Here is a 26,553-nt window from a genome sequence, read left to right as displayed (position 1 = left end):
CTTGTACTGCAATGCAGGGATGAGCAAAACGAAATCAAAATTTTTTCACAACACAAAAGTCCTTTTACGGCGGACAAGGGTTTTATGAAACAAGAATATACCATAACAGTTTATACTGAAAACCAGGTTGGTTTGTTAAACCGTATAGCCATCATTTTTACACGCAGGAAAATAAATATAGACAGCTTAAACACCTCACCCTCTGAAGTAGAAAGCGTACATCGTTTTACAATCGTCATCAACGAAACGGAAGATGTGGTACGCAAGCTTTGCAGGCAGATAGAAAAACAGGTGGAGGTGTTAAAAGCATACTACAATACCAACGAAGAAATAGTATGGCAGGAGCTTGCAATGTATAAAGTGCCTACAGATGTTATTGCAGAAAAAGTAAAAGTAGAAAGACTATTGCGTGAATACGGTGCAAAAGCAGTGGTTATACGCCACGACTACACCGTGTTTGAAACATCGGGCCACCGCGAAGAAATAGATAGCCTGATGAAGGCGCTGGAACCTTATGGCCTTATTGAGTTTGTAAGAAGTGCAAGAGTAGCCATCATCAAGAGCAGTGCAGGTTTTCACGAAAAACTAAAAGAGTTTGAACGCAAACAACCAGGCGAAGACGTGATAGAAAATGAATACCTGAATAAACAGGAAGAAGTGTTTACCATGTAGTAAACGGGTGAAGACTGTGCAAGTGCTGAGTAAAGAACAGAACGTATAAGTGAGTGACACAACAAAAGCTTAATAGTAGCAATATTGTTTAGTACATAAAAAGAAAAAAAGCAACCAACATTTTCAAATTTTCAAATCATCAAATTTTCAAATTAAAAAGATGGCAAAGTTAAATTTCGGCGGAGTGGAAGAAAACGTTGTAACACGTGAAGAATTTCCACTTTCCAAAGCACAGGAAATTTTAAAAAATGAAACAGTAGCTGTAATTGGTTATGGCGTGCAGGGCCCGGGCCAGGCGCTTAACCAACGTGATAATGGCATCAACGTAATTGTTGGTCAGCGTAAAAATTCCAAAACATGGGACAAAGCTGTGGCAGATGGTTTTGTACCAGGCGAAACATTGTTTGAAATTGAAGAAGCATTACAACGCGGTACCATTATTTGCTACCTGCTGAGCGATGCTGCACAAATAGAATTATGGCCCACTGTAAAGAAAAATCTTACTGCAGGTAAAGCTTTATATTTCTCTCACGGTTTCGGCATTACGTTCAACGAGCAAACAGGCATTATACCTCCGCCGGATGTTGATGTGTTCCTGGTTGCACCAAAAGGTTCAGGTACATCTTTGCGCAGAATGTTCCTGCAGGGCCGTGGTTTAAACAGCTCTTATGCCATCTTCCAGGATGCAACAGGTAAAGCAAAAGATCGCGTTGTTGCACTGGGCATTGCAGTAGGCAGCGGTTATCTTTTCGAAACAGATTTCAAAAAAGAAGTTTACAGTGATCTTACCGGAGAGCGTGGTACACTCATGGGTTGCATACAAGGTGTGTTTGCTGCACAGTACCAGGTACTGCGCGAAAGAGGACACTCTCCTTCTGAAGCATTCAACGAAACAGTTGAAGAACTTACCCAATCACTTATGCCGCTGGTTGCGGAAAATGGTATGGACTGGATGTATGCAAACTGCTCTACCACTGCACAGCGTGGTGCGCTGGACTGGTGGAAAAAGTTTCGCGATGCAACATTGCCCGTATTCAACGAACTATATACAAGCGTGGCTACAGGTAAAGAATCTCAGCGTTCCATTGACTCAAACTCGCAGCCTGATTACCGCGAAAAATTAAACGAGGAATTAAAAGAACTGCGCGAAAGTGAAATGTGGCAGGCTGGTAAAACAGTACGCTCACTGCGCCCGGAAAATCAGCAGTAATTTTTGGAGCCGGGCTGTTATACATACATGAAGCTTTCGTTGCGTCGCACTCTTGTACTGTATAACATTGGGCAACAGCGATGCCTCAACGCCAGGTACATTAGCCCATGAACAGCAGTATAAAACATGCTCACATACAAAAGCGCAAAGTGAAATGCTTTGCGCTTTTTCTTTCTAAGAATAAACCGAACAATATGCTAAACGACCAGCAAGTAAACTTACCTGCACATTATCTTTCCATTAAAGAAGCATCAGCAAAGATCAGTTTCTCCATGCCTTCTGATCTGCAAACAGGATGCCTGTTGAGAACGCTGGTTGCTGCCAAACCAAACGGAACTTATCTTGAACTGGGTACAGGTACGGGTCTTTCACTTGCCTGGATGGTGGAGGGAATGACAGCACAATCTACACTCATCACTATAGACACCAGTGAAACATACCAGGCGGTAGCAAAAGTGTATTTCGGTAAAGACAAACGTGTGCAGTTTGTTTCTGAAGACGCAGCAAACTGGATAACCGCCAACAGGCATAAAAAATTTGACCTTGTATTTGCTGATGCATGGCCGGGAAAATATGAATTGCTCAACGAAACATTGAATATGCTTAATACCGGCGGCTTGTATATTATAGATGACATGCTGCCACAACCTAACTGGCCGGCCGGCCATGAAAAACATGTAGAACGGCTGATAAAGCAAATAGAAGCAAACGCTTCTTTACAAATTACCAAACTAAACTGGTCTACAGGCATTGTGATTGTTACAAAAAACGGCATTCTTTTATAAGCTGTTCTTACCGGTAAGCTGGTTGATCACTTCTTTGTAGGTATCGCCGACAGGCAGTTCAATATCACCAATAAACACACTGCTTTTACGTATGGATGTAATACTGTCTACAGCTACCACAAACGAGCGATGAATGCGTATAAAATTTGCCGGAGGCAATTCATCTTCTACCGCTTTCAAAGTCATGCGTATCATTAACGGTTTTGAAGAAGATTTTAAATGGAGCTTTACATAATCCCTGAGTCCTTCTATCCATATAATATCGTTGAACATGACTTTTAAGAGACTGTAATCAACGTTTACAAAAAAATAACCGGCTGCAGGTGTTGTATTATTTTTCTGCTGATTTTTTAACTCGTATAGCTCATTGGCTTTATTGCATGCCTGCATAAAACGGCTTAACTCTACGGGTTTCAAAACATAGTCTACAACGTTAAGATTAAACCCTTCCAGCGCAAACTTTTCGTATGCCGTTACCAGTATAACCATGGGCCGGCTCGTGAGGCTTTGTATAAACTGCAGGCCTGTAAGGCCCGGCATTTGTATGTCGATAAATATAAGGTCAACATCGTGCTGTTGTAAGGCTTTCTGCGCTTCAAAGGCGTCGCTGCATTTGGCAACAAGTTGCAAAAAAGAAATCTTGCTTATATAGTCTTCCAGTAAGCTTAGCGCCAGCGGCTCATCATCTACAGCTATGCATTTTATCATTATACCAGGTTTAATTGAAGTGATACTGTAAAACAATCGTGCTTAGCGGCTATCAGTAAATTATGATTGCTGCCATACAAAAGGTCTAACCGGCGCTTTACATTTACCAGCCCGATACCAGAGGTCTTATCTTTCTCTTCCGGCACATCGCTGTTGCGCTTATTGCGTACCATAAAATGCAGGATATCGTCTTTTGTATAAAGATCTATATCTATTTGCGGGTGCTCTATATTTCCCACACCGTGTTTAAAAGCATTTTCTATAAAAGGGATCAACAACATTGGCGCAATCTCATAATGGTCTGCTGATTGAGACATCATTACCTGCACTTTGACTTTACTGCCCAGTCGTTGTTGCTGCAGGTCTATATAACTCTGCAGGTAAGCAATCTCTTTTTTCAGCAATACTTTTTCTTCGGCTGCTTCGTACAGCATGTAGCGCATGAGCGAAGAAAGTTTGAATATGGTTGGTTCCAGCTCATCACTTTTAAGCCTTGCAAGGGCCAGCATATTATTGAGTACATTGAACAGAAAGTGTGGGCTAATCTGCGAGCGGAGAAAAGATAACTCCGTTTTCATATTTTCTTCATGCTTCTCCACTAAAAGCTTGTCGGTTTTATTCCGGTCCTGTATCATACCTATAACAGTACTTACTGCCAGGGCCAGTATAAAAGGCACAAGATTGAAGCCAATAGAATTACCAAGTATAAAATTTCTTTGCGTAAGACTCCTGAAGAGTGATGCATGAATGAGCATTACAACAGCAAAAATACCAACCTGAAAAGCTGTGTAGGCGGCGTACCTTTTCAGGAAAAGAAACCGGGGCGTGAATATGTAAAGGTTAAAATAGAACACCACGATCCAACAAAGATTGGTGAGTGTGCTAAGTATAAAAAAAGCATTGCGCTCTGCCTGCGGCCTGGGATCATTACCGGGTGTAACGCGCAGCAGGTAAGGCAATGACAAAACAATTAACCATGCCGCAACATGCAATGATATTTTTCCCCACTTCCTGTTATACCAACTGATTTTCATACCGTCGATTTAATTCCTTTCATACTGCGCAATGTGCCAATACTACATGTATTGTGGCAATAAAATTTTTTTGTGAAAAGGAACAGGAGTGCACCTTGCCGAACATTGCTGCAACCGTACAAGTGAGTGACACAACCGCAGCTTAATAGTAGCAATGCTGCCTGCTACCAAAAAAATCTATTGCTTACATCAAATGTACAAACGCCTGTAGCGGCAACAGGCCTAAATGAGACGAATAGTATAAAGTTTGCTGCGAAGCACAGCTACAACGGAGCGAGCAAGGTAAAAGGATAAAGCGGAATATTTCGTACGACCGTAAAAACTATCACTGCGAGTATAATGATGCGCGCAAATTTTACGCTGTAAAACAGATGCTTTTGCGTGCGTTTTTGAGCAGTTTGTAGCTCTAGCAATAAACTATAAAGCAATACAGGCGCTAACAGTACCGCAAGCAGGTTATTATGCATTGCATTTGGAATGTCTCCGTGTAATAATGCAACAAACGCACGCTGGGTGCCGCAGCCGGGGCAATGCAAGCCTGTAACAGTATGGAACATACATTTGGGAAAATAGACCTGGTATAGCGGATACACATATAAGTATAGCAGCACTGTTGCCAACGCTGCTACACTTATTATAAAAAGACCGAGTATTTTAGATTGTAGCGACATGGCTAATATCCATACCTGTTACTCATCATGGCAAGGCCGCCCCAGAAAAAGATCCACAGCAAACAAAGTGCTACCCATGCAATGCCTACAAAAAAGGCAATCTTCGTCCACTTACCTGCGTCTTTAGAGGCGCTTTGTGCACCGGCATAATCGCCTGCTGCAAATTTTGAGTTTACCTGTGCTGCAAATACAATGGCAACAATACCGATGATCTGGCAGCAAAATATGGTGACGAGAATTGCTTCAACAAGCCAGTTTTTTGGCGGTGAAACCGGTTGTTGCTGATAAGGTTGGTTAGAATAATTTTCCATGTTGGTGATTTGGTTGTTAAGTGCAACAAGATACCCAATTTGCATAAATAAAAAAATGCCCCGTACAGGGCACTTCCTTTTGAAATAATATTAGTATCAGTAAGCTCTTGCAAACAACACCCGTTGCGTAGAGGGATTGCCTGTCAGTATACATTTGCCTGCTTCCTGCTCATTATCCAGGGGAATACAACGAATTGTTGCCTTGGTAAGTTCCTTGATCTTCTCTTCGGTGGCGGCTGTTCCATCCCAATGTGCAGCAATAAAGCCGGCTTTCTCATCAAGCAGTTTTACAAAGTCGTCCCAGCTGTCTGATTTTGTTATATGCTCCTGCTGGTAAGCTTTTGCTTTGTTGTAAATGTTCTGCTGAATTTCTTCCAGCAATTCGTGTACGTGTTGGGCAATGCTATCGAGCGAAATACTTTCTTTTGTTTTTTCGTCTCTTCTCGCTACTTCGGCTACATTGTTCTCAAGGTCTCTTGCGCCAATGGCTATGCGTACGGGAATGCCTTTTTTCTCGTATTCTGCAAACTTCCAGCCTGGTCTTGCATTATCTGAGTTATCGTACTTTACAGAAATACCAAGCGCCTTCAGTTCTTTCACAATCACGTTTACCTTTTCAGATATCTGCACAAGCTGTTCTTCGCCTTTAAAGATGGGTACAATTACTACCTGCAGCGGTGCAATGCGTGGTGGCAGAATAAGACCGTCATCATCGCTGTGTGCCATAACCAGTGCGCCAATTAAACGTGTGCTTACACCCCAGCTGGTGGCCCATACATAATCAAGTTTATTTTCCCTGTCGCTGAATTTTACATCAAACGCTTTGGCAAAATTTTGTCCTAAAAAGTGCGATGTACCAGCTTGTAAAGCCTTACCATCCTGCATCAACGCTTCTATGCAATAGGTATCTTCTGCACCGGCAAAACGTTCACTTTCTGTTTTTATACCTTTTACAACCGGCAGTGCCATATATTCTTCCACGAATGTTGCGTAAACATTCAACATCTGTACGGTTTCGTCAATTGCTTCCTGCCTGGTGGCATGTGCAGTATGGCCTTCCTGCCACAAAAATTCTGCGGTGCGCAAAAACAGGCGTGTACGCATTTCCCAGCGCACAACGTTTGCCCATTGGTTGATCAGCAATGGAAGATCTCTGTAAGACTGAATCCACCCTTTGTAGGTATTCCAGATAATTGCTTCGCTGGTCGGGCGCACCACCAGTTCTTCTTCCAGCTTTGCGTCGGGGTCTACAATCAGTTTGCCTTTGTTGTCAGGGTCTGTCTTTAAACGATAGTGTGTAACCACTGCACATTCTTTGGCAAAGCCTTCTGCATTTTTTTCTTCTGCTTCAAACAAACTTTTCGGTACAAATAGTGGAAAATATGCGTTTACATGCCCGGTCTCTTTAAACATTTTGTCAAGCTGATCCCTCATATTTTCCCACAAGGCAAAACCATGGGGCTTAATAACCATACAGCCCCGCACGGCACTGTAATCTGCCAGGTCAGACTTTAGGATGATATCATTATACCATTGCGAGTAATCCTGCGCTCTCGATGTAATTTCTTTTGCCATTATTTGTGTATGATGTTTTATTTCTTTTGTTACCCGGCTGCAGCCTTTCATGGCATCACCTGTTGTGTCACTCACTTCATCGTCCGGAACTTTTATGAACAGCTCCGGTACCGCCGCTCCGCAAATGTGCCGGCCATACATTTTAAACATAGTTGCCGGTTACTGCTATGCAAACAGACCGCAGCTACTTAAAAATCCGCCTCCAAATTATCGCTATTTCTCTACAAACACGTGTTTGTTTTTAGTGTAACCTTAACAAAGCACGGTGTGGCTTGTACCCAAAGCAGTGTAATTTTATAACCGGAACTAAGACTAAAAAAGCGCGGCAAAAGTAATAACTTCACTTAATTAATTGCTAAAACCCATTATATGAAAAATTTTCTACTGTACGGTGTAACTGCTGCTGTGGTGGTATTGAGTAGTTGTTCAGCTTACAAAGCAAGCCGCACACCAGATGACGTGTACTATTCGCCGGCAAAACCGGCGGTAGCAAGAGAGGAGGAAGACAGGTACGAAAGTTATTCTGCCAATGACGATAATTACCTGCGCATGAAAGTGCGTAACCGTTACCAGTGGAATGGTATAGATGATTATAGCTACTGGAATGACAGCCGTTACGATTTTGGCTACAGTTGTTTTCCATCAAGATCTGTAATGCTTAATCCTTATTATGGTGTGGGTATGTGGAATCCGTATTACTCAAGGCCGTGGGGTTATTGGTACAACCCTGTGTACACTGTTGTATACTACAAAACACCTAAAGCATATTTTGGTAACACATCAAAAGCAAATCTTTCAGCCTATCGTAATGGCAATTATTATAATGCCGGTAACAGGCAAAGCTTTGGAAGCCTTTTGAAAAATGCCTTTGGTAACAATAATAATAACTACAATAACAACAACAACAGCTATAATCCATCAAGATCGTTCAATTCCAACGTTACCCCAAGCAGCAGTGCAGGCGGTCGCAGTGGTGGATTCAACAGTTCAGGAAGCAGTGCGCCTGCCGCAAGACCACCAAGATAATAATAACAACATCTATAAAGCAATAGTAAAACATCAATTGTTTGGTGTATGTATATTGCTGTACTATAACCAAAGAAAATGAAGAGACTTTTTTTGCTTGTTTTTACTGCCTTCTTCTTTACGCTGTCGCTGCATGCACAACAACCGGATGATGCATTGAAACTTGGTTGGTTTACCCCAAATGGCTCCGCAAGAAATCTTGCACTGGGTGGTGCCAATGCATCTTTAGGTGGAGATATTACCAGCAACCATATCAATCCCGCGGGCATTGGGCTATATAAAACAAATGAGTTTGTGCTATCGCCGGGTTTCAATCTTAATAATAACAATATCAATTACCTCAATACCAAAAGCAGTTTGTCCAAAAACGCTTTTGCTTACGGTACTTCGGGTGTCGTATTTGGTTTCCCAAACCGGTACCAGGGTGGCTTGGCAAGCACGGCATTTTCCATTTCACTTACACAACTGGCCAGTTACAACAATCACACGTATTACAAAGGCTCCAACAACTACAGTTCGTATTCTGAGAAATATGTGGAAGAACTGGTAAGAGACGGAGCTAATGAAACCGCAGCACTACAGAATTACGTTTTTGGCTCCTCACTCGCCTTCTATACTTATCTTATCGATACCACTCTAAATGCAGCTGGCCAGCTAAGCGGATACAAGTCGTTGGTTCCTGTGGGTACAGGCATAGAGCAGGAAAGAGATGAAGATACAAAAGGCGGACTGCATGAATTATCTTTTGCTTTTGCTGCAAACGCTGCAGACAGGCTTTACCTTGGATTAGGATTAAATATACCGATACTCGGTTACAACAGAGATCTTACATATACAGAAAGAGACCTAACCAACAATGCCGATAACAACTTCGGCTACTTTACCTATAAAGAAAATTATAGAACAAACGGTTTTGGCGTCAACGCCAAACTTGGTCTTATTTATAAACTAAACAGCACCGTACGCCTGGGTTTTGCTTTTCATACGCCCAGTTTTATGCAGCTAACAGACAAACAACGCACCGAAATTACTACCAACACAGAAAACTATGCAGGTATTGTAAAAGCATCAAGCGATGAATTTAACTCCGGCAATGCCGGCGAAGTTACCTATCGCGTTACCACACCTTACCGGGCTATCGGAAGCATCAGTTTTGTGTTTAACCCTGTGGAAGAAACACGCAAACAACGAGGGTTCATCACTGCAGATATTGAGTACGTTAATTATCGTGGTATCCGCTACAATGTGTTACCCGAAAACAGTGGAGATTTTGAAGGAGTAGATTATTATAAAGCCCTGAACGATGTTATAAAAGATTACTACAAAGGAAATATAAATGTGAAAGTGGGTGGAGAAATAAAGTTTGATCCCTGGGCTATAAGGTTAGGTGGTGCATACTATGGAAGTCCCTATGCAGATGCAGCGTTAAGTGCAAACCGTATTATGGCAAGTGGCGGTATTGGTTACAGAAACAAAGGCTTTTTTATAGACCTTACACTGGCACAAACATTTAATACCGACGTAAATTTTCCATACCGGCTAAATGATAAAGCCAATGTGTTTGCAGAGGCAAAAAACAATCGTTCCAATATTGTAGCTACTGTTGGCTTCAAGTTTTAATATTATGAGCCGCGCTGCAGTATAAATGGCATCGCCTGTTGCGTCGCACTCTTGTACTGCATATCGTTATGCATCACTTCAGAGATTACTACGCAAAAAATAAATACTCACTGATATTTTAAATGCAAATGCCACTCTTTTCAGAGTGGCATTTGTTATACTCAGGTTACTGTTAAGCTTTAAGCTTTTTTATTTCTTCGGTAAGTTTAGGTACAATTTCAAAGACATCACCCACAATGCCATAGTCCGCAGCTTTGAAGAAAGGCGCTTCGGCGTCTTTATTAATTACCACGATAGTCTTACTCCTGTTTACGCCGGCAAGGTGCTGTATGGCGCCGGATATTCCTAAAGCAATGTATAAGTTTGGTGCTACCTGCACACCAGTCTGCCCAACATGCTCATGATGTGGTCTCCAGTGACTATCAGCTACTGGTCTGCTACAGGCTGTTGCCGCATGTAATGCATGTGCAAGATCCTCAACAATACCCCAGTTTTCAGGCCCTTTTAAACCACGCCCGCCACTTACCACTATTTCAGCTTCTGTCAAAGGCACTTCTCCACTCACTTTATTTACAGCAGTAACTTTTACCCTCGCTGCCGGCACCGCAATATTTAGCTGGTTAACGGACGATGTGCCCTCTCCTGCTATTGTTTTATAACTGTTTGGATTAAGGGAAATCACCTTTATATCAGATGCGATATTCACATTCGCAAACGCCTTTCCGCTAAAAACAGATTTCTTCACCACAAATCCGTTTGCTGTATCAGGCAGTGCTACTGCACCCGCTACAAGCCCGGCTTTCAATCCCGCCGCAACCCTTGATGCAATTGCTTTACCGGTCTGGTTATGCGAGAATACTACAACATTTGCACCGGTAGATTTCACAGCTTCTTCAAGCACTTTTGCATACACCTGTGCATCAAGTGTATTTAATGCTTCATTATTCACCTGGTTAACTTTCGTCACACCATATTTTCCAAGTGTCGTAAGGTCGTCGTTTACAGTACCTAAAATTATTGCCTCAGCAGCAACATTTAGTTGCCTGGCAAGATCTGCACCATAAGTAAGCGTTTCAAAAGAGGCCTTTTTTATCTGACCATCTGCGTGGTCTATAAATATCAAAACTGACATATGATCAATTTAATCTTGTTATGTATTTTTTCACGCGAAACCAAATACAACCCTCATGCTGGCAATATGCGCGTATAACTGCCATTACAATCTTTTATTCTTAGATAACCTTTGCTTCCTCATGTAGCAGCCTTACAAGCTCTTCCACATTATCTGCTGCCACCAGTTTTACGCCGGCTTTTGCAGGAGGTAATTCAAAACCAGCTATACTGGTAAGTGCATCCACCGAAACAGGTTCTGTCACTTTCAAAGGCTTGGTTCTTGCAGCCATTATACCACGCATATTGGGTATGCGTTGTTCGGCCACACCTTTCTGGCAGCTGACAACAGCGGGTAACGCAACCTCATTTACTTCTTCCCCACCCTCAATCTCACGATTTAATGTTGCAGTTGTACCTTGCAGTTCAAACTTCGTGGCTAGAGAAATATATGGCATATCCAACAGTTCTGCAACCATGCCACCAATTGAAGAACCGTTATAATCGATCGTTTCTTTACCTGTAAATATTAAATCATAATTGCCTTCTCCCGCTACAGCGGCAATCTGAGAAGCAATAAAGAAGCTATCACTACTATCTGCATTTACACGTATAGCTTCGTCGCCGCCAAGAGCGAGTGCTTTTCTTATTACAGGATCGCAATCTGCACCGCCAACGGTAATAATGTGCAAGATTGTGCCGGGGTCTTTTTCTTTTAATTCAATGGCTCTTACAAACGCATACCATTCATCATATGGATTGATGATCCATTGCACCCCGCTTTCATCAAACTTTGTGTTGCCGTCTTTAAATGCAATTTTGGAAGTAGTGTCTGGTGTTTTGCTTATGCAGACTAGTATCTTCATGGCAAGATGGTTAAATGTTTAGAAATGGTTGTTTATGCAACTATTTGCAAATATAAAAGTATTACTGTACTAACAAGAGTTTGTATAAAAATTTATTTGTGAAATTTAGCCGAATCCTTAACTGTTAAAAAAGAAAAAGCTATGACGGTTTCCCGCATAGCCCTTTAATGTGGATTATGTATGAAGATATTTAGTGAACTGAATTAAGCGGACTAAACATAAGCCGGTTCCTGATAGCGAAAACGTTTTGTCCATCTTTTGAAGACAAGGTACATGGCGGTGTGAAAACGAAATCTTTCAGGTCTTTAGCCCTGCGCAGTATATCGTTGAACATACGCAGCGAGTTTCTTACACCGCCCCTGCCCGCTGCATCGCGAACCATCATACTGTCATTATCTGGTATATTATCGAAATCTATGGCGCCACCTCTGCCGGCTGTTCCTGTAAGAAACCCGGATAATGTGGCCTGAGACCCGAAGAAAACCGGATCTACGTGTGTGAAAAATGTCTGGATTTCGCCTGCATGACACCCGGTACATGTATTGCGTGAAAACACGTGTCTTACAGTTGTGTTTGAAATACGCGCAGGACTTCTTTTAGTTGCAACACCATCCCAGTGATAAATGCCGGTCGGCAGTCCAACGGGCTCACCCAATATTTGGGAGTGACCACCAAGAAAAGACTCGGGCAATACATAAGCATCATTTTTCACAGCCCTGCCGTTATTATTTACCCATGTAACCATTGCAATTACATCCGGATTTTCTACCTGCGCATTGTACTTATCCTGTGGTATCTGTTCTACCAGTCTTTGAACAATCGCCTTGGTTGGTGATGTGGCGAGATTAAACTGCCTGAATTCGTATCTTTTGATGCTACCATCTTCCGGGGCAAAAGCGATTTCATTGGTCCGGATGGCGTCAAGAATTAGATTTGCCTCCCTGCCAGGTGCAGTGCCCCATAATGTAAAACGGTCAGTAATATCCTGCAATGCTGCGTTATATTCAGGACTGCCAAGCGTTAAATCTTTCAGGTTGTACCACCTTAACGCCCAGTTTTGCAGGCTGTCGCAAATTGATTTTGAATTTATGCCATATTCTACAACAACGGTACCCTGCATAGCGTCTGTACATGTTGGATCTATAAGGCAAAAGGTGTATCGCCCTTCTCCGGCCGGTATACCTGCTGCTCTCTCTCTTAAATCAAAACGATTGATAATTGCAGTAAGTTTGAAAGGCGCATATTGCATATCAAGTTGCCCTTCAGGCGCGCCTGCAAGTGCGCTTTTCTCAAGCCATGGCTGAATCAGATGCTCATTAATCCCTGTACGCGCCAACACAGTATCACCATTCATTTCTTTATCTACCTGCCAGTTGTGAAGCCAGTCCATTACAAAAGCTGAAAGTTCTGCATCAGTCGGGTCTGTTTCGGAAGTTTTAGCAAGGTTTTTCATGATGGTTTTAAAAGTCCATGGACCATCAATATTTCCTGTTTGTGTGCAAGGGTTCCAGGTACGTGTAGGATCTTCGACCACACCTACGTCAGTGATAAAAATGCAATTATTTCTTACAGAATCCAGCAAAGGTGTAGAAGCACTTGAGAGTGCGGCTATAGACACGGCCTGGTTCTTTTCAAACTGTTCGGGATTAAAGGTACCTGTAAGACAGTTTTCGGGCGACAGTATTTCGCGGTTATAGAATTGAGCCTGTTTATCTTTAAGGTTACTTTTGTACATCATAACCGCCGCTTTCGCAAACTCTTTAACATCCGCATAAATTTTGCCGGTGAAGATACCATCACCCGCAACTTTATCGAATGCCTGCCCATCATCACGCAACGTGAGCTGTTCGCCACCATTATCTACGGTTACAGTTGTCTCTGCATAATTTTCGTACGAGTACACCGCCATCAGGAGCAGATGATAATTATCACCCGGGATCTTTTGAACAAGTACATCTTCTGCCGCGGGTATTCTTTGCAGTTTACCGGGCATGCCGCCGTTTAAATCTGCCAGGTACGCGTCCATTGCAGGCGCATCGGCCCATGGCAGATCTGCATTGCTTACCGCAAAAATACTGTCGTAAACAGTCTTACTTTTTTTGGTAGTTTTCTCATTCTTATTCCATGAAACGCAAAGGAAAGTGGCAAACGCCAATCCCGTAAGAACGATCAGTTGTCTCGAAGTTTTCATAGTTGTAGTGTTGGGTGTAAAACTTAAATCAATAGTTTGGGTTGAATATTCAACACACAAAGATTTGTCAGTAAGAGATTGGATTTAAGCAGCTTTGGTTTGTATTTTTAGCTGTTGCCAGTGCCGAAGAAAGGCGGTATAACGAAATTGAGTAATAAAAAGTAATTGCCTGACCAAAACAGCTTAAAAAATTCGTGCATATGATTTAAAATCGATGAAAATTTGAGCTTGTTCACTTTGCACCGGCTGTAAAGCCACTGTTTAGGCTTTTTGTATGATAAAGCCTGAACGCTAAAGCTCAATTAACTTCATAAAGTACAAGAGTGCGACGCAACAGGTGATGCCATGAAAATATTTGCCGGGCTCCAAAAAATAACATCACCGTTCTGGCTGCAGGCTAAACCAAAGCATGCTAAGTTTGTAGTATAACTTATGAAAGTATACTTCATTTCAGGCCTTGGTGCAGATAAAACAGTATTTCAGCTTTTGAAACTGCATAATGCTGAACCGGTATTTATTGACTGGATAACGCCGTTAAAAAATGAAAGCCTTCCCGATTATGCCCTGCGTTTAAAAAGTTTTTATAAAATACCGGATAATGCTTTTATAGCAGGACTTTCTTTTGGAGGTATGCTTACAACCGAAATAGCGAAAGCCTTCCCGTCAGTTAAGGGAATTTTGTTATCCAGTGCCAAAACGAGTAAAGAAATCCCGTTTTATTACCGCACCGGTAAATATTTTAGCTTGTACAAATGGACCTCGCCTAAAATGCAGCGTTGGTTTATGCTGCGTATAAAAAGCTGGTTCGATCTTAAAACACCGGCATTTATAAAAGTGTATGAAGAGCTGATTGCAAACTCTGACACTGCTTTTAATAACTGGGCGGTCTCAGCATTGCTAAACTGGAGTAACAAAATTGTGCCCGGTAATGTTGTTCATGTACACGGAACAATAGATAAAATACTGCCTTATAAATACGTAACCAGCAATTATACAATTCGTAAAGGCGGGCATTTAATGGTGCTTGAACAGGCAGCAGAAGTTTCTGCCATTATGAATGATATTATTGAGGGATATTTAAGTGCTTCTTCATCAGCCAGTCAACCTGGGCATCTTTGCCAAGCATAAAAGTATGCTTGCCAAAAATTTCAAAACCCCATTTTTTATAAAAAGCCATTGCTTTTTCGTTTTTCGTCCACACTCCCAGCCACAGTACTTCGTAATGTTGTTGCAATGCAAAAGCAAGGCAATGCTGCATGATGACACTACCCAAACCTTTACCGTGATAAGCTTTTGAAACATAAATACGTTCCAGTTCAATATGTTTCAGGGTTGCGAGTTCAGCAGGCTTTTCTGAAGTACGCAATTTTACGTAGCCCACCATTTGCCCGTCGTTGCTGAAAGCACCAAAGAAAAAATTACAGGCTTCTTTTATCTCCGTAAGCAACTGCTCTGCCGAAAAATGCTTGTTGATGTACAAGAACATATCCTCCTGCGTATTATAACGCGCATATGTATCTGTAAAAGTGTCTACACTTAACTGCCTGAGTGCATCAACATTTGCAGCACCGAGTGACTGTATGGAAATTCCGCCCATCGTTATTGCAGGTCTGGTGGCAGGTTGCACGGTTTGCCTTTCTGCGGGCCGCCGCCATCTGCCGCTCTTTTGCACAGTGGCGGCAATGCTTTGTATGCCTGTGGCTCTGCAGTGGTAGAGTCCGCATCAAAACCCGCATTATTTATAGCAACTTTTATGTAATCTAACGTTATACGATCTGGCACATACTGAATTTTCAATATGCCGGTGTTCATCGCAATAGTCCATTTCACTATTCCGGCATCGCCATTGGGGCCCTTTTCTGTAAGCAGAAATTTTTCCAGCTTGTCTTTACAGGTCCAGCATTTAAGCTGCGGCACACTAATGGTTGCCCATTGCGCTTTTTGCTGCATAACCTGAGCCTGTGCTTGCAGCGCAAACATTAGAATAACTACACTACCGGCAAACTTTTTCATACACGTATTTTTTATGTTGAACCAGGCATTTGTACAGGTGGCATCGCCTGTTGCGTCGCACTCTTGTGCATGATAACTTTACGCAGCTACGATGCCTCTTCTGTACCACGCTGGATAAACTACTTTTTATATCCGTTTCAAAACTAACAACCAATTACAATTCTCAAATACATTTTAGGATTTTATTTTCGCAGAAACTATTTTACAATTATTTTTGAGCCATGACAATCGAGACATTTAAACAACTAAGCATGCACGAAAAGCTTGCTGAATTAAGGCACAACGGAGAATTACTTGGACCGTACGAAAGGAATGATGCAAACGGAGGCCCTAAAACGCCGGGCGATATTTATTCACTATTCGATTTCTTTGTGTACCTGAGTGAAGATGAAACCATTGTTGTACCATCGAGAAGAAACCCGCTACCCGCAGAATAACCGCATTAAAAGGTATAATTAACCTAGCTATATTTACTAAAAAAGAGGCGCAAACGCCTCTTTTCCATTTATTCCAATCAACAACTAAACTTAGAAGGATTTTGCTTCATCTTTTACGTGATTGTATGTTTTCTTACTGCTTTCAATAAGTTTCAACACTTTTTCTCTCACATCAGATTTTAAACCATCTACTTCGCTTTCGAAAACAGATTTCAATTCATCCAGTTCATCAGCGGCCTGGCCACGCAAACGACGTAATTTTTTCTTAACATCATCAGCAGAATCGGCAATTTTCTGTCTTGTTTCACTCCCACTTGCAGGGGCTGTGAGCATACCAATAGCAACGCCTGCAACAAGACCTGATAATACACCAATGAGAAGTTTTTGAGCACCCATAATAATTCAGTTTTAAGGTTAACAAATATTATTGATCAGTTGATGTGATTGTGTTTCTAAAACCTTGCCAACTACACACAATCAAAAAAACATAACAAAATTACTATTATCCACTAATGTGGTGAATATTTTCCACAACCAATGCCATAAACACATTTGTACAGCTGCAATTTTACATGGCATATTTATTGAATTTGTACAATGTAAATTAAATGCCGGATTTTATGAAAAAGCTGATTATTATCGGAGCCCTGATATTCTCGCTGGTTAGCATGGAGAGCTGCAAAACTACCGTAGTTGCACAAAAACCAAACCCACCTGCTGTAGTAGCCAGGCCACCACAACCGCGCCCTGACTATGTTTGGATAGATGGTGAATGGTATGTGGTTGGCGGTAAGTATCAATTTCGCCAGGGTTACTGGGCACCACCACGTGGCGGAAGAGGATGGGTACCCGGTCATTGGGAAAAGAAAAGAGGTGGATGGACATGGGAGAAAGGGCACTGGAGATAAATAAATTTGTGGGGTTACAAACAAGAGGGTTACTCAGGCTGGGTAACCTTTTCTTTTATGATATCTTTTTCAATTAACAAAATAAGCAAGAAAGCAAGTAATGTGCCTGCCACATAACACAAAAGATCAGACCATAAAAACCCAACGCCAAACATAAGCCTGCCCAACGTGGTGCTTCTTATTTCATTGGCCCATGGTGTATTAATCAACTGAGACAATTCATCTATAACACCCAAAAGATAGCAGCATAAGGCGAGCTTTAACAGCGATGCATTTATAAAAACAGCACGCAATAAAAAAAGAAAAGCACCTGCCCATAAAACATCACCACCATACTTAACGATGAGCAGCGTAAACCACGTTTTATGATGCCTTGTGGCGAGTGCAAGCCAGATGAAAAAAGCAAATGTGAGCAGATATATCAATCGCCGGAGTAAAAGCTTTGTCATGATAGCCTGAAAATAGTGATGCCCGAAGATATTATTAAAAAAATGCAGAAAAGCCTTTACTAAAGTTTAGCTTCCATCTTCGCTTTTGTTCAGTATAGATTTAACAGTACAAGAGTGCGACGCAACAGCAGCCTAATAGCAGTAATGCTGCATGGTACATAAAAAAAATCCCGCTGTTTGAGCGGGACATTTATTATTAAACCATTTTGAAAGTATCAAGAAACTTAGTGGTAAAATTACCTTTTCTGAAATTCTCATTTTGCATAAGCTGCAGGTGAAAAGGAATCGTGGTTTTTACACCTTCAATTACATATTCACTTAGTGCCCGGTACATGGTATCGATGGCCTCATCTCTTGTACGCGCAACGGCGATCAGCTTACCAATCATAGAATCGTAATAAGGCGGAATTGTGTAGCCGGTATAAACGTGGCTATCTACACGTACGCCATGACCACCAGGTGTATTTAGCGTGGTGATTTTACCGGGTGATGGACGAAAGTCGTTATAAGGGTCTTCTGCATTGATGCGGCACTCAATTGCGTGCATTTGCGGGGTGTAATTCTGGCCCGAAATCTTTTCGCCCATTGCAATCTTAATCTGTTCTTTGATAAGATCGAAATTGATTACTTCTTCGGTAACGCAATGTTCTACCTGTATACGGGTATTCATTTCCATAAAGTAGAAATTGCGGTGTTTATCTACCAGGAACTCAATGGTGCCAACACTTTCATAATTAATGGCCGATGCAGCTTTGATAGCGGCAGCTCCCATTTTATCACGCAACTCCGGCGTCATAAAAGGAGACGGCGATTCCTCTACCAGTTTTTGGTGGCGGCGCTGTATGGAACAATCCCTTTCACTCAGGTGGCACACTGTACCATACCTGTCTCCTGCAACCTGTATCTCTATATGGCGTGGTTCTTCCACAAACTTTTCCATATATACGCCGTCATTCTTAAATGCGGCGGCAGCTTCGGTTTTAGCCATTGTATAGTTGCGCTCGAGCTCACTTTCTTCAAATACCACACGCATACCTTTACCACCACCACCGGCGGTTGCTTTTAAGATTACCGGGTAACCGATTTCTTTTGCCAGCCCTTTAGCCTGCTCAACACTTTCGAGTAAACCCTCGCCGCCCGGCACCACCGGAACGCCTGCTTTGATCATTGTATCTTTAGCCGTGATTTTATCACCCATAGAATTGATCATGTCTGGTGTTGGCCCAATGAATTTAATACCATGATCGGCACATATTTTAGAGAACTTGGCATTCTCTGCAAGAAACCCGTAACCCGGGTGTATAGCATCTGCATTGGTTATTTCTGCAGCGGCCATAATGTGCGGAATATTTAAATAAGATTCGCTGCTTTGAGGCTTGCCAATGCACACCGCCTCATCAGCAAATTTTACATGCAGGCTGTCTTTATCTGCGGTTGAATACACCGCTACGGTTTTAATACCCATTTCGCGACAGGTTCTTATAACACGCAGGGCTATCTCGCCACGATTGGCTATCAGTACTTTTTTAAACATTTTTTCGAGTTGAGAATGTGACTGGAATATTGAATATGCTTTAAAACAAAAGGCAAGTTGAAAAGTTGACGCGGTTAGCGGCATGCAACAATTTCAAATTGCCTTCATAAACATATTATGCGGGTTCAACCAGGAACAATGGTTGATCGTATTCTACAGGGCTGGCATCATCAACCAACACTTTAACTACCTTACCACTTACTTCACTTTCAATTTCATTGAACAGTTTCATGGCTTCGATGATACAAACTGTTTTGCCCGGTGCTACCTCATCACCCACTTCTACAAATGACGGCTTATCTGGTGATGATTTGCGGTAAAAAGTACCGATCATCGGGCTCTTTATGGTTATAAGATTATCTGCTTTTGGCGCTGCAGGAGTGGTTGCGGCTGATGCAGCAGGCGCAGAAGAGGCTGGCTGTGCTGCTGACATCGCTACAGGTGCCTGGGCATATACCGGTGCCGGTGCTGCTACAACTGTTTGCACAGCATCTTCTTTTTGTTTGATCGTAATTTTGAAATCCTTTTCTTCTATACTTAATTCCCCAATGTTACTCTTGTTAATGATCTTGATAAGTTCCTGGATCTGCTTGAAGTCCATAAATAGAATTTTTGGGATTTTGAATGTTTTTAAGCGATTTTACCCCGAAAGGAGGGGCAAAGTAGGTAATTTTTGATAAAAAATTGCCGAATTTCTTATTTCTCTTTTCAGGCTTGTTTTTCGTGTATGTATAAGAAAAGGACGGTGTTTGGCCGCCCTTTCATTTATAAGCTGTACAAGGTTTTATTCCTTTACTCTTTCTACGTACTCACCTGTTTTTGTATTTACGCGAATGAACTCTCCCTCGTTCACAAAAAGAGGTACGTTAACAATGGCACCTGTCTCTACGGTAGCCTGTTTCAGGGCACGGGTAGCGGTATCGCCACGAACGCCCGGCTCGCAATAAGTGATCTGCATAACGATCTTTTCAGGAAGTTCAGCACCAATTGGCTGCTCTGTTTCTGTATTGATAAATACAAAAACTTCGCTCCCATCTTTTAAAAATTGAGGCGCATCAATCATTTCCTCGCCCAAAGCGATCTGCTCAAACGTCTCATTGTTCATGAGGTTGTAGCCAGACTCGTCCTTGTATAAATACTGGAACGCTTTTTTCTCTACACGCACAGGAAAAATTGTTTCACCACTGTTCCATGTTTTTTCTATTGTACGATTATTGTCAACGCCTTTCAATTTGGCCCACACTTTTGCTGCAGCACGTGCAGTTTTGTTTTCGCCAAATTCCACTACTGAATATAGGCTTCCGTCTAATTTCAGAATCTGGCCGCGGCTTATATCTGATGTTGTTGCCATAAGAAGTATTTTATGAATAGGGCGCAAATGTATGAATTGAGTTTTACATTTTGAAGATGGAATTTTCTTCTTTCCGGCGCTGTACCGGTTTTGAACAACCAGTGATGCAAGTGCCTGTAGCATTGTGTTTATTGTATGATACCGGCACAGGTTTTCATGGCATCTGCTGTTGTGTCACTCACTTGTACTTCCGTTTTTTATGGCGGCTGCAGCGTTCCTTTTTCCCGGCCTGCAACAGGAAAACAAGTACCGGTTACAGTTTTGTAAAACACCCCGCCAAAAGCCTGGCAGTAAGGCAGCAACAAGATTGCATATGCTGAGTTTACTTCCAAACAGTACAAGAGTGCGACGCAACGGCAGCTATATAGTAGTAACGCAGCCCGGTACACTATGCCTATCTTTTACTCACAAAAAAAGGCCATCGTGAAGAATCACGACGGCCTGCTCTAAAGTTAAACTTAAAGTTAGTACTTCACAAACTTTGTATTATGCATTACTGTGCCTTCTTTCGTAAGAACAGTAACAAAATAACTACCGGGTTTCAACTTACTCACATCCAGTTGCGTGCTTGATATGCCTGCATTTGCCTGCATAACTGCCCTGCCATACACATCTGTTATTTTTATTACAGCATGCTCCGGCACTTTGCCTGTATTGATGTTGATGAGTGAGTGTGCAGGGTTAGGGTACAATTTCATGCTTCCTTTATTCTCTGCGATAAGTGATGACGACAAATTACCTTTTGCTGCTGAGCCTTGTATTATCCTCAATGTATAACACGCCGGGCTTGACAAACCATTTGATGCACCGATTATTTTAATGTAATGATTACCTTTTGCCAAAGTGGTGCTAATAACTTCGTCAGCTATACCAGTATTGGCAGAACTACCTGTAATCTTTTGATTATTGTTATACGAATAGAGGTTATAATCCTGAGGCAAATTATCGAGTGTTATCGTTACCAGTCCGCTTTGTGGAATTGTTACTTTGTAATAATCAACATTACCTGATGGATTTATTGTGCCGAATACATCCGTCGATAATGGAACGGAGATAGCTGAGGCGAAACTGTTGTGCAAAATTGTGTCATATTTTCCGGGACACAAAGGCAGCGTTGTAAAAGAAGTACTATTGTAAGCGCTGCTGCCGGAACCACATACTGCCTTCACACGCCATTCATAGTTACTTTCACTTGCAAGACCTGTGACATTAATTGACAGTGCCGTTGTTCCTGTTGCAAGATTAGTCCAGTTAAGCGCGCTTGTCGATCTGTAACCAACTGTGTAACCGATTGCTCCATTGACAGCCGACCAGTTCAAAGTTGCAGATGAACTTGTTATATTGGTAGTTGTTACCGTGACTGGTATACCACAACCTATAGCCAGCAGTGTATTAAACTGTGCAGATACATAATTGCTTGTATTGCCATATATGCAATTTACACGCACACGCCAATCGTAGGTAGTACTTGAATTTAAGCCACTGAGATTTACAGTAGTTGATGTTGTAGCTACAGCAGCACTTGTCCAGGTAGATGACGTAGCAATCTTATAATCCACATCGTAGCTTGCAGCACCCGTTACGGCGCTCCAGCTGATGGTTGCAGATGATGCAGTTACTGAACCTGAAGTAAGGCCTGCAGGGTCATTACAAACCGGTGTTTGTGTTGTAAACTGTGCGCTTGTATATGAACTGCTGCCCACAGCACAATTTGTCCTGATCCTCCAGTCATATAAACTACTGTAGTCAAGCCCTGAAATGCTTACTGATGTAGCGGTTGTAGCTGTGGCCGCATTTAACCACGTACCACTTGTTGCTAATTTATAATCAACATCATAACTAGCTGCACCGGTGGCTGCAGTCCAATTCAATGTTGCAGATGAAGTTGTTACAGCAGATGCATTTAAACCGGAAGGTGCTGTTGAACAGGTAGTGGTAAATAATGCTGATGTATAAACTGTACTGCCGGATGCACAATTGGTTCTTACACGGTAATCATATTGTACACCGGTTGATAATCCAGACAAGTTAACAAAAGTAGATGTGGTTGCTGTAGCTGCGTTGGTCCATATGCCTTCAGCAGAAAGTTTATAATCTACATCGTAACTAACAGCGCCACTCACTGCGGTCCAGGTTACTGTGGCAGATACGTCTGATACTGCTGATGTTGACAGACCTGTTGGTGCCACGGTACATAATGTAGTAAACTGTGCACTGGTATAAACAGTACTTCCTGAAGCACAATTTGTTCTTACACGATAATCATATACCGCACCCTGCGTTAATCCGCTAAGGTTTACAGAAACAGTTGTTGTACCTGTTGCCGCATTTGTCCATGAACCGGAAGATGTCAATTTATAATCAACATCATAACTTGCTGCACCACTTACCGCTGACCAGCTTATTGTAGCTGAATTATTGGTTATTGCAGATGCTGATAAGCCTGATGGTGCCGTAGTACACAAGGTTGAGAACTGTGCTGTTGTATAAGTTGTACTTCCTGAAGCACAATTTGTTCTTACACGATAATCATATACGGCACCCTGCGTTAATCCGCTAAGGTTTGTAGAAACAGTTGTTGTACCTGTTGCCGCATTTGTCCATGAACCGGAAGATATCAATTTATAATCAACATCATAACCAGTTGCCCCATTTACAGCCGACCAGCTTATGGTAGCTGAATTATTGGTTATTGCAGATGCAGACAAGCCTGATGGCGCTATAGTACATAAAGTGGTAAACTGGGCGGTTGCATAACTGCTACTTCCGGATGAACAGTTTGTTCTTACACGATAATCATAAGCAGTGCCCTGTGTTAACCCGCTGATATTAAAGGACACGGTTGTTGTTGCAGTAGCAATGTTTGTCCATACTCCTGAAGAAGCCGCTTTATAATCCACATCATAGCTTACAGCCCCGGCTGCAGCAGTAAAGCTTACTGTAGCTGATGAATTTGTTATTGCGGTGGCAGATAACCCTGAAGGAGCAACTGAACAAAGTGTGGTGAATTGAGCAGCGGTATAAGCTGTGTTACCAGATGAGCAGTTGCCTCTTACACGGTAATCATATACAGAACCCTGTGTCAGGCTGCTGAGGCTTACACTTGTAGATGTAGTGTTTGTTGCAGCGTTAACCCATGTACCGGAAGAAGCCAGTTTATAATCTACGGTATAAGATGTAGCCCCTGCAGAAGCTGACCAACTAATCGTTGCAGAGGCATTAGAAACACCTGATGCAGTTAACCCGGATGGTGCTGCAGCACATGCGGTATTAAATGTACTTGTAACATAAGACGAATATGCCAGGGATGAAGCACAGTTACTTCTTACCCTTATATTGTAAGTTTTTCCTGCTATAAGATTTGCTATATCCGTTGATGTTGCGGTTGTTTCATTTTCAGCTCTTACCCAAATGGTTTCTGTTGAGAGCTTATAGTCTACCTTGTAAGAGGCAGCGCCGGCGGCTGCAGGCCATGACAATGTTGCTGTGTTGCTTGTGATATTTGAGGCGCTGATGCTTGCAGGTGCTACAGAACATAACGTTGAGAACGTTTCAGTAGCATATGCTCCGTTATTGAAAGAACAATTTGTCTTAACCCTGAATTCGTAATCCGTACCCTGCACGAGGCCGGTAAGATTAACGCTGGTGCCTGTTGTGGCAGTTGCAGCATTTGTCCATGAAGTAGCGCCTGCTTTACGGTAATCTACATCATAAGATGTAGCGCCGGTTACAGCTGTCCATGAAATTGTGGCACTGCTGGCTGTTACGGAAGCAGCCTTTAAACCAACTGCAGTTCCGCATGCACCAATAGCAAAGTTTACATTTGAAACGTCGAAAAATATGTTTCCAACTGCTTCCACTTTTATACGACATGCGCCGCTCTGAATATTGGGCAATGTTACACTTTCAGTACCGTCATTGGCTGTTGAAGCCGACAAAGTATATGGAAAGGTTTGACCCCCATCTGTCGAAAGCGTAATTTTTACATTTGTTGCATATGGTGCAACGTTGGTGCTGTTAACACTCCAGGTAATGGTTTGTGCGCTACCAGAAGCATAGCTTACACCTGTATTGGGTGAAGTAACAAGAAATGGCCCTGCTGTTCCAACTGTTACGATCATATCATCACTTTTGTTTGCACTTATAGGGCTGTGGTTATCTCTAACCATAAACCTGAAGTTTAATGTTCTGGCCACAGAAGGTAAAACCTCCCATTTGCCGGTATTCTGGCTATCAAGTATAACTTCCATTCTCGGGAAACTCCTTGTAAGATCTGTAACCGGTGGGAAATACCTGAACATGGGACCCTTTGTGGAAGTGGCGGTAGGATATGTATTAGCGCCTGTAGCATAGTTATCTATTTGCTCCCAGCTATAAGTACGTACATCAGCACCATCTGCATCTGTGGATGCACCGGTTAATAAAAATGGAGTTGATTTTGGAACAGTATAGTCTGTGCCCGCATTAGCTGTAGGAATATTATTCGTGAGCGTGATGGTAGATCCGCAGGTATTGCCTGTTCCGGTTTGTATATAGTCTGTTATTTGTTCAATTGATTTCGAATGGAAGAAAGGATCGCTGTGCGTAGCCACATCCGTTGCACCGGTGATTCCGGCGTAAGCCATAATGGTTGTACCACTGCCCGGCTCCACCTGCACTAATGAGCCTTCTATATTGTGTGTGAAGGTGTGGTTACCGCCAAACTGGTGACCAAGTTCGTGTGTCCAGTAATCTACTACAAGGTAATAGCCCTGGTATTCACCGTACATATTCCAGCCTCTGCCTTTACCTACAGACCCGGACGGCGTTTTGCAAATACAACCGATACAACCGGCATTACCGTTGTTTTTCTCTGTATTGTATGTAAGCATGTGACCGACATCATAATTAGCATTGCCAATTACATTTGTACAGTTGTTTTGTGTTTCTGTATTCCATGTTGTGGTAGTAAATGTCGTTGTCCATGTACTGAAAGGATCTGTTGCAGGATTTAAATAAATAATGTCAGTTTCATTATTGATCAAAACCAGGCGTAAATGCATTTCATTCTCGAAATATGAGTTTGCTTCGGTCGTAATTTCATTGGCCAGTGCCAACACTATTGCTTTCTTCAGTGCGTCTGTACTAGTATCTGTACCTGGGGCAACATCTGCCAGCACGGCCCGTGAGAACTCGCCTGTTAAGTTTAATGCCGTTCTATAAACCCTGAGTGTATTGGTGTTTGCATCTTTACCGGTTACACCGCCTTTACCTGAATTACTACCCTGTACATTACTGCTGATGGTTTCATCAAGTAAACAATCGAAGTCGTATTTTTTGTCATTCAACACTTCCCGGTCGTAAATAATATAAGACTTTCCAGCCTTGTCAACACAGCTAACATAAAATGCTTTCCTGTCAGGAGAAATGACCTTCGCATGAAAACCAAGCTGCGACATACTGAAACGTATGCTTGAGCCAGGATGATCCATGCTTACACCAGAATAAGATTTGATACCAGGATGCTTGGCAGCCAGCCCGTCCTGCATGGAAGGCGACTCAACGATTCTGAAGCGCTCAATGCGACCTTTTGAATCAGGCACTGAAATAATAGCTGAAGACCTGGAAAATGAAACATTTCTTTCTGAAGGTGCCTTTTTTAGCTGCTGCCACATTACGGCTTCATCTAGCTGAAACGAGACATAAGCACTGGGCTTGAAATGCTTTTGGAAGACATCTTTGCCTTTACTGGCTGTCGTTAGATTTACCTGTTTCCAGGGATTGACCTGTGCATAGGCACTGAAGATACTCGTGACAAGTACAATGATGAGTAATACTCTCTTCATAGTGGGTTTTTGTTTAAGAATTGGATTTTACAGCTTAATTAAGTGCAGGAATAAATTACCTTGATTGGGGAGAATTGGTTTTTTATCTTGTTTAATTAAAGCAGTTGTCCGGTTTTACTTTAAATAGAACGTTTGGTTTTACGCCGTCAAAGTAAACGTAATATGTTGCGATATTATTGATGCATTAAATATTTTAATACGCTTTTAAAAAGAATATGAAGTAGTGCATGCATTATTAAAAACAACTTAGCAATACA

24 protein-coding genes are annotated in these 26,553 nt (G+C 42.1%); 8 read left to right on the top strand and 16 right to left on the bottom strand.

What is annotated here, in order from left to right; genetic code table 11:
- The first annotated feature begins 84 nt into the window (after window positions 1-84).
- From ilvN to I5907_RS12725, 3 genes are all read left to right on the top strand, one after another.
- On the top strand, window positions 85-672 hold the full coding sequence (gene ilvN, locus I5907_RS12735; RefSeq protein WP_196991199.1) for an acetolactate synthase small subunit: 588 nt from the start codon (window positions 85-87) through the stop codon (window positions 670-672).
- A 160-nt stretch (window positions 673-832) separates the two neighbouring features.
- Entirely contained in the window at window positions 833-1,882 is a 1,050-nt protein-coding gene (gene ilvC / locus I5907_RS12730) for a ketol-acid reductoisomerase (protein ID WP_196991198.1), read from the top strand.
- A gap of 194 nt (window positions 1,883-2,076) precedes the next feature.
- Window positions 2,077-2,667, top strand: coding sequence for an O-methyltransferase (locus I5907_RS12725; protein ID WP_196991197.1), 591 nt, complete (start codon window positions 2,077-2,079; stop codon window positions 2,665-2,667).
- Here I5907_RS12725 and I5907_RS12720 read toward each other — a convergent pair.
- The 5 genes from I5907_RS12720 to proS form a co-directional block, all read right to left on the bottom strand.
- A complete protein-coding gene (locus I5907_RS12720) occupies window positions 2,662-3,375 on the bottom strand; it encodes a LytR/AlgR family response regulator transcription factor (RefSeq protein WP_196991196.1) in 714 nt (237 codons plus the stop codon). The two genes, I5907_RS12725 and I5907_RS12720, sit on opposite strands and share 6 nt — an antisense overlap.
- Window positions 3,375-4,409, bottom strand: a complete 1,035-nt coding sequence (locus I5907_RS12715; protein WP_196991195.1) for a sensor histidine kinase — start codon at window positions 4,407-4,409, stop codon at window positions 3,375-3,377. The genes I5907_RS12720 and I5907_RS12715 overlap by 1 nt, the downstream gene beginning before the upstream one ends.
- Before the next feature lie 263 nt (window positions 4,410-4,672).
- Entirely contained in the window at window positions 4,673-4,966 is a 294-nt protein-coding gene (locus I5907_RS22000) for a DUF2752 domain-containing protein (RefSeq protein WP_428842563.1), read from the bottom strand.
- Between the two features lie 116 nt (window positions 4,967-5,082).
- Window positions 5,083-5,391 carry a CD225/dispanin family protein gene (locus I5907_RS12705; protein ID WP_196991193.1) on the bottom strand — a complete coding sequence of 103 codons (309 nt, stop codon included), beginning with the start codon at window positions 5,389-5,391 and terminating at the stop codon, window positions 5,083-5,085.
- A 96-nt stretch (window positions 5,392-5,487) separates the two neighbouring features.
- Window positions 5,488-7,116, bottom strand: a complete 1,629-nt coding sequence (gene proS, locus I5907_RS12700; RefSeq protein ID WP_428842560.1) for a proline--tRNA ligase — start codon at window positions 7,114-7,116, stop codon at window positions 5,488-5,490.
- A gap of 219 nt (window positions 7,117-7,335) precedes the next feature.
- On the opposite strand from proS, the gene I5907_RS12695 reads away from it, so the two are divergent.
- Window positions 7,336-7,992, top strand: a complete 657-nt coding sequence (locus I5907_RS12695) for a hypothetical protein (RefSeq protein ID WP_196991192.1) — start codon at window positions 7,336-7,338, stop codon at window positions 7,990-7,992.
- A 78-nt stretch (window positions 7,993-8,070) separates the two neighbouring features.
- On the top strand, window positions 8,071-9,612 hold the full coding sequence (locus I5907_RS12690; RefSeq protein WP_196991191.1) for an OmpP1/FadL family transporter: 1,542 nt from the start codon (window positions 8,071-8,073) through the stop codon (window positions 9,610-9,612).
- 172 nt (window positions 9,613-9,784) lie between these two features.
- Here I5907_RS12690 and I5907_RS12685 read toward each other — a convergent pair whose 3' ends face one another.
- The 3 genes from I5907_RS12685 to I5907_RS12675 all read right to left on the bottom strand — a co-directional run bounded on the left by I5907_RS12685 (window position 9,785) and on the right by I5907_RS12675 (window position 13,779).
- Window positions 9,785-10,744, bottom strand: a complete 960-nt coding sequence (locus tag I5907_RS12685; protein ID WP_196991190.1) for an electron transfer flavoprotein subunit alpha/FixB family protein — start codon at window positions 10,742-10,744, stop codon at window positions 9,785-9,787.
- Window positions 10,745-10,844: 100 nt separating this feature from the next.
- Entirely contained in the window at window positions 10,845-11,588 is a 744-nt protein-coding gene (locus I5907_RS12680; protein ID WP_196991189.1) for an electron transfer flavoprotein subunit beta/FixA family protein, read from the bottom strand.
- A 190-nt stretch (window positions 11,589-11,778) separates the two neighbouring features.
- Window positions 11,779-13,779, bottom strand: a complete 2,001-nt coding sequence (locus tag I5907_RS12675; RefSeq protein WP_196991188.1) for a choice-of-anchor X domain-containing protein — start codon at window positions 13,777-13,779, stop codon at window positions 11,779-11,781.
- Window positions 13,780-14,211: 432 nt separating this feature from the next.
- Between I5907_RS12675 and I5907_RS12670 the strand changes: the two genes are divergently transcribed.
- A complete protein-coding gene (locus I5907_RS12670) occupies window positions 14,212-14,907 on the top strand; it encodes an alpha/beta hydrolase (protein WP_196991187.1) in 696 nt (231 codons plus the stop codon).
- Here the strand turns inward: I5907_RS12670 and I5907_RS12665 are convergent.
- The gene (locus tag I5907_RS12665) at window positions 14,843-15,406 is read right to left on the bottom strand and encodes a GNAT family N-acetyltransferase (protein ID WP_196991186.1); all 564 of its coding nucleotides are present in this window, start codon (window positions 15,404-15,406) and stop codon (window positions 14,843-14,845) included. The genes I5907_RS12670 and I5907_RS12665 overlap by 65 nt on opposite strands.
- Complete coding sequence (locus I5907_RS12660) at window positions 15,379-15,792, bottom strand: hypothetical protein (RefSeq protein WP_196991185.1); 414 nt, start codon at window positions 15,790-15,792, stop codon at window positions 15,379-15,381. The genes I5907_RS12665 and I5907_RS12660 overlap by 28 nt, the downstream gene beginning before the upstream one ends.
- Before the next feature lie 221 nt (window positions 15,793-16,013).
- On the opposite strand from I5907_RS12660, the gene I5907_RS12655 reads away from it, so the two are divergent.
- Window positions 16,014-16,229: a hypothetical protein gene (locus I5907_RS12655; protein WP_196991184.1), complete on the top strand. Its 216-nt coding sequence runs from the start codon at window positions 16,014-16,016 to the stop codon at window positions 16,227-16,229.
- 90 nt (window positions 16,230-16,319) lie between these two features.
- Here I5907_RS12655 and I5907_RS12650 read toward each other — a convergent pair whose 3' ends face one another.
- Window positions 16,320-16,625 carry a YtxH domain-containing protein gene (locus tag I5907_RS12650; protein ID WP_196991183.1) on the bottom strand — a complete coding sequence of 102 codons (306 nt, stop codon included), beginning with the start codon at window positions 16,623-16,625 and terminating at the stop codon, window positions 16,320-16,322.
- Between the two features lie 224 nt (window positions 16,626-16,849).
- On the opposite strand from I5907_RS12650, the gene I5907_RS12645 reads away from it, so the two are divergent.
- Entirely contained in the window at window positions 16,850-17,137 is a 288-nt protein-coding gene (locus tag I5907_RS12645; protein ID WP_196991182.1) for a YXWGXW repeat-containing protein, read from the top strand.
- A gap of 29 nt (window positions 17,138-17,166) precedes the next feature.
- Here I5907_RS12645 and I5907_RS12640 read toward each other — a convergent pair whose 3' ends face one another.
- From I5907_RS12640 to I5907_RS12620, 5 genes are all read right to left on the bottom strand, one after another.
- On the bottom strand, window positions 17,167-17,586 hold the full coding sequence (locus tag I5907_RS12640; RefSeq protein ID WP_196991181.1) for a ribosomal maturation YjgA family protein: 420 nt from the start codon (window positions 17,584-17,586) through the stop codon (window positions 17,167-17,169).
- A gap of 196 nt (window positions 17,587-17,782) precedes the next feature.
- The gene (gene accC, locus I5907_RS12635) at window positions 17,783-19,120 is read right to left on the bottom strand and encodes an acetyl-CoA carboxylase biotin carboxylase subunit (protein ID WP_196991180.1); all 1,338 of its coding nucleotides are present in this window, start codon (window positions 19,118-19,120) and stop codon (window positions 17,783-17,785) included.
- Between the two features lie 115 nt (window positions 19,121-19,235).
- A complete protein-coding gene (gene accB / locus I5907_RS12630) occupies window positions 19,236-19,721 on the bottom strand; it encodes an acetyl-CoA carboxylase biotin carboxyl carrier protein (protein ID WP_196991179.1) in 486 nt (161 codons plus the stop codon).
- Between the two features lie 183 nt (window positions 19,722-19,904).
- Window positions 19,905-20,471, bottom strand: coding sequence for an elongation factor P (gene efp / locus I5907_RS12625; RefSeq protein WP_196991178.1), 567 nt, complete (start codon window positions 20,469-20,471; stop codon window positions 19,905-19,907).
- A 464-nt stretch (window positions 20,472-20,935) separates the two neighbouring features.
- Window positions 20,936-26,296, bottom strand: a complete 5,361-nt coding sequence (locus I5907_RS12620; RefSeq protein ID WP_196991177.1) for a fibronectin type III domain-containing protein — start codon at window positions 26,294-26,296, stop codon at window positions 20,936-20,938.
- Between the last annotated feature and the right edge of the window lie 257 nt (window positions 26,297-26,553).

This window comes from Panacibacter microcysteis, assembly GCF_015831355.1.
GTDB classification, from domain to species: domain Bacteria; phylum Bacteroidota; class Bacteroidia; order Chitinophagales; family Chitinophagaceae; genus Panacibacter; species Panacibacter microcysteis.
Note: the sequence above shows the minus strand (reverse complement) of the source record. Positions and strands in the feature narration are given on the sequence as shown.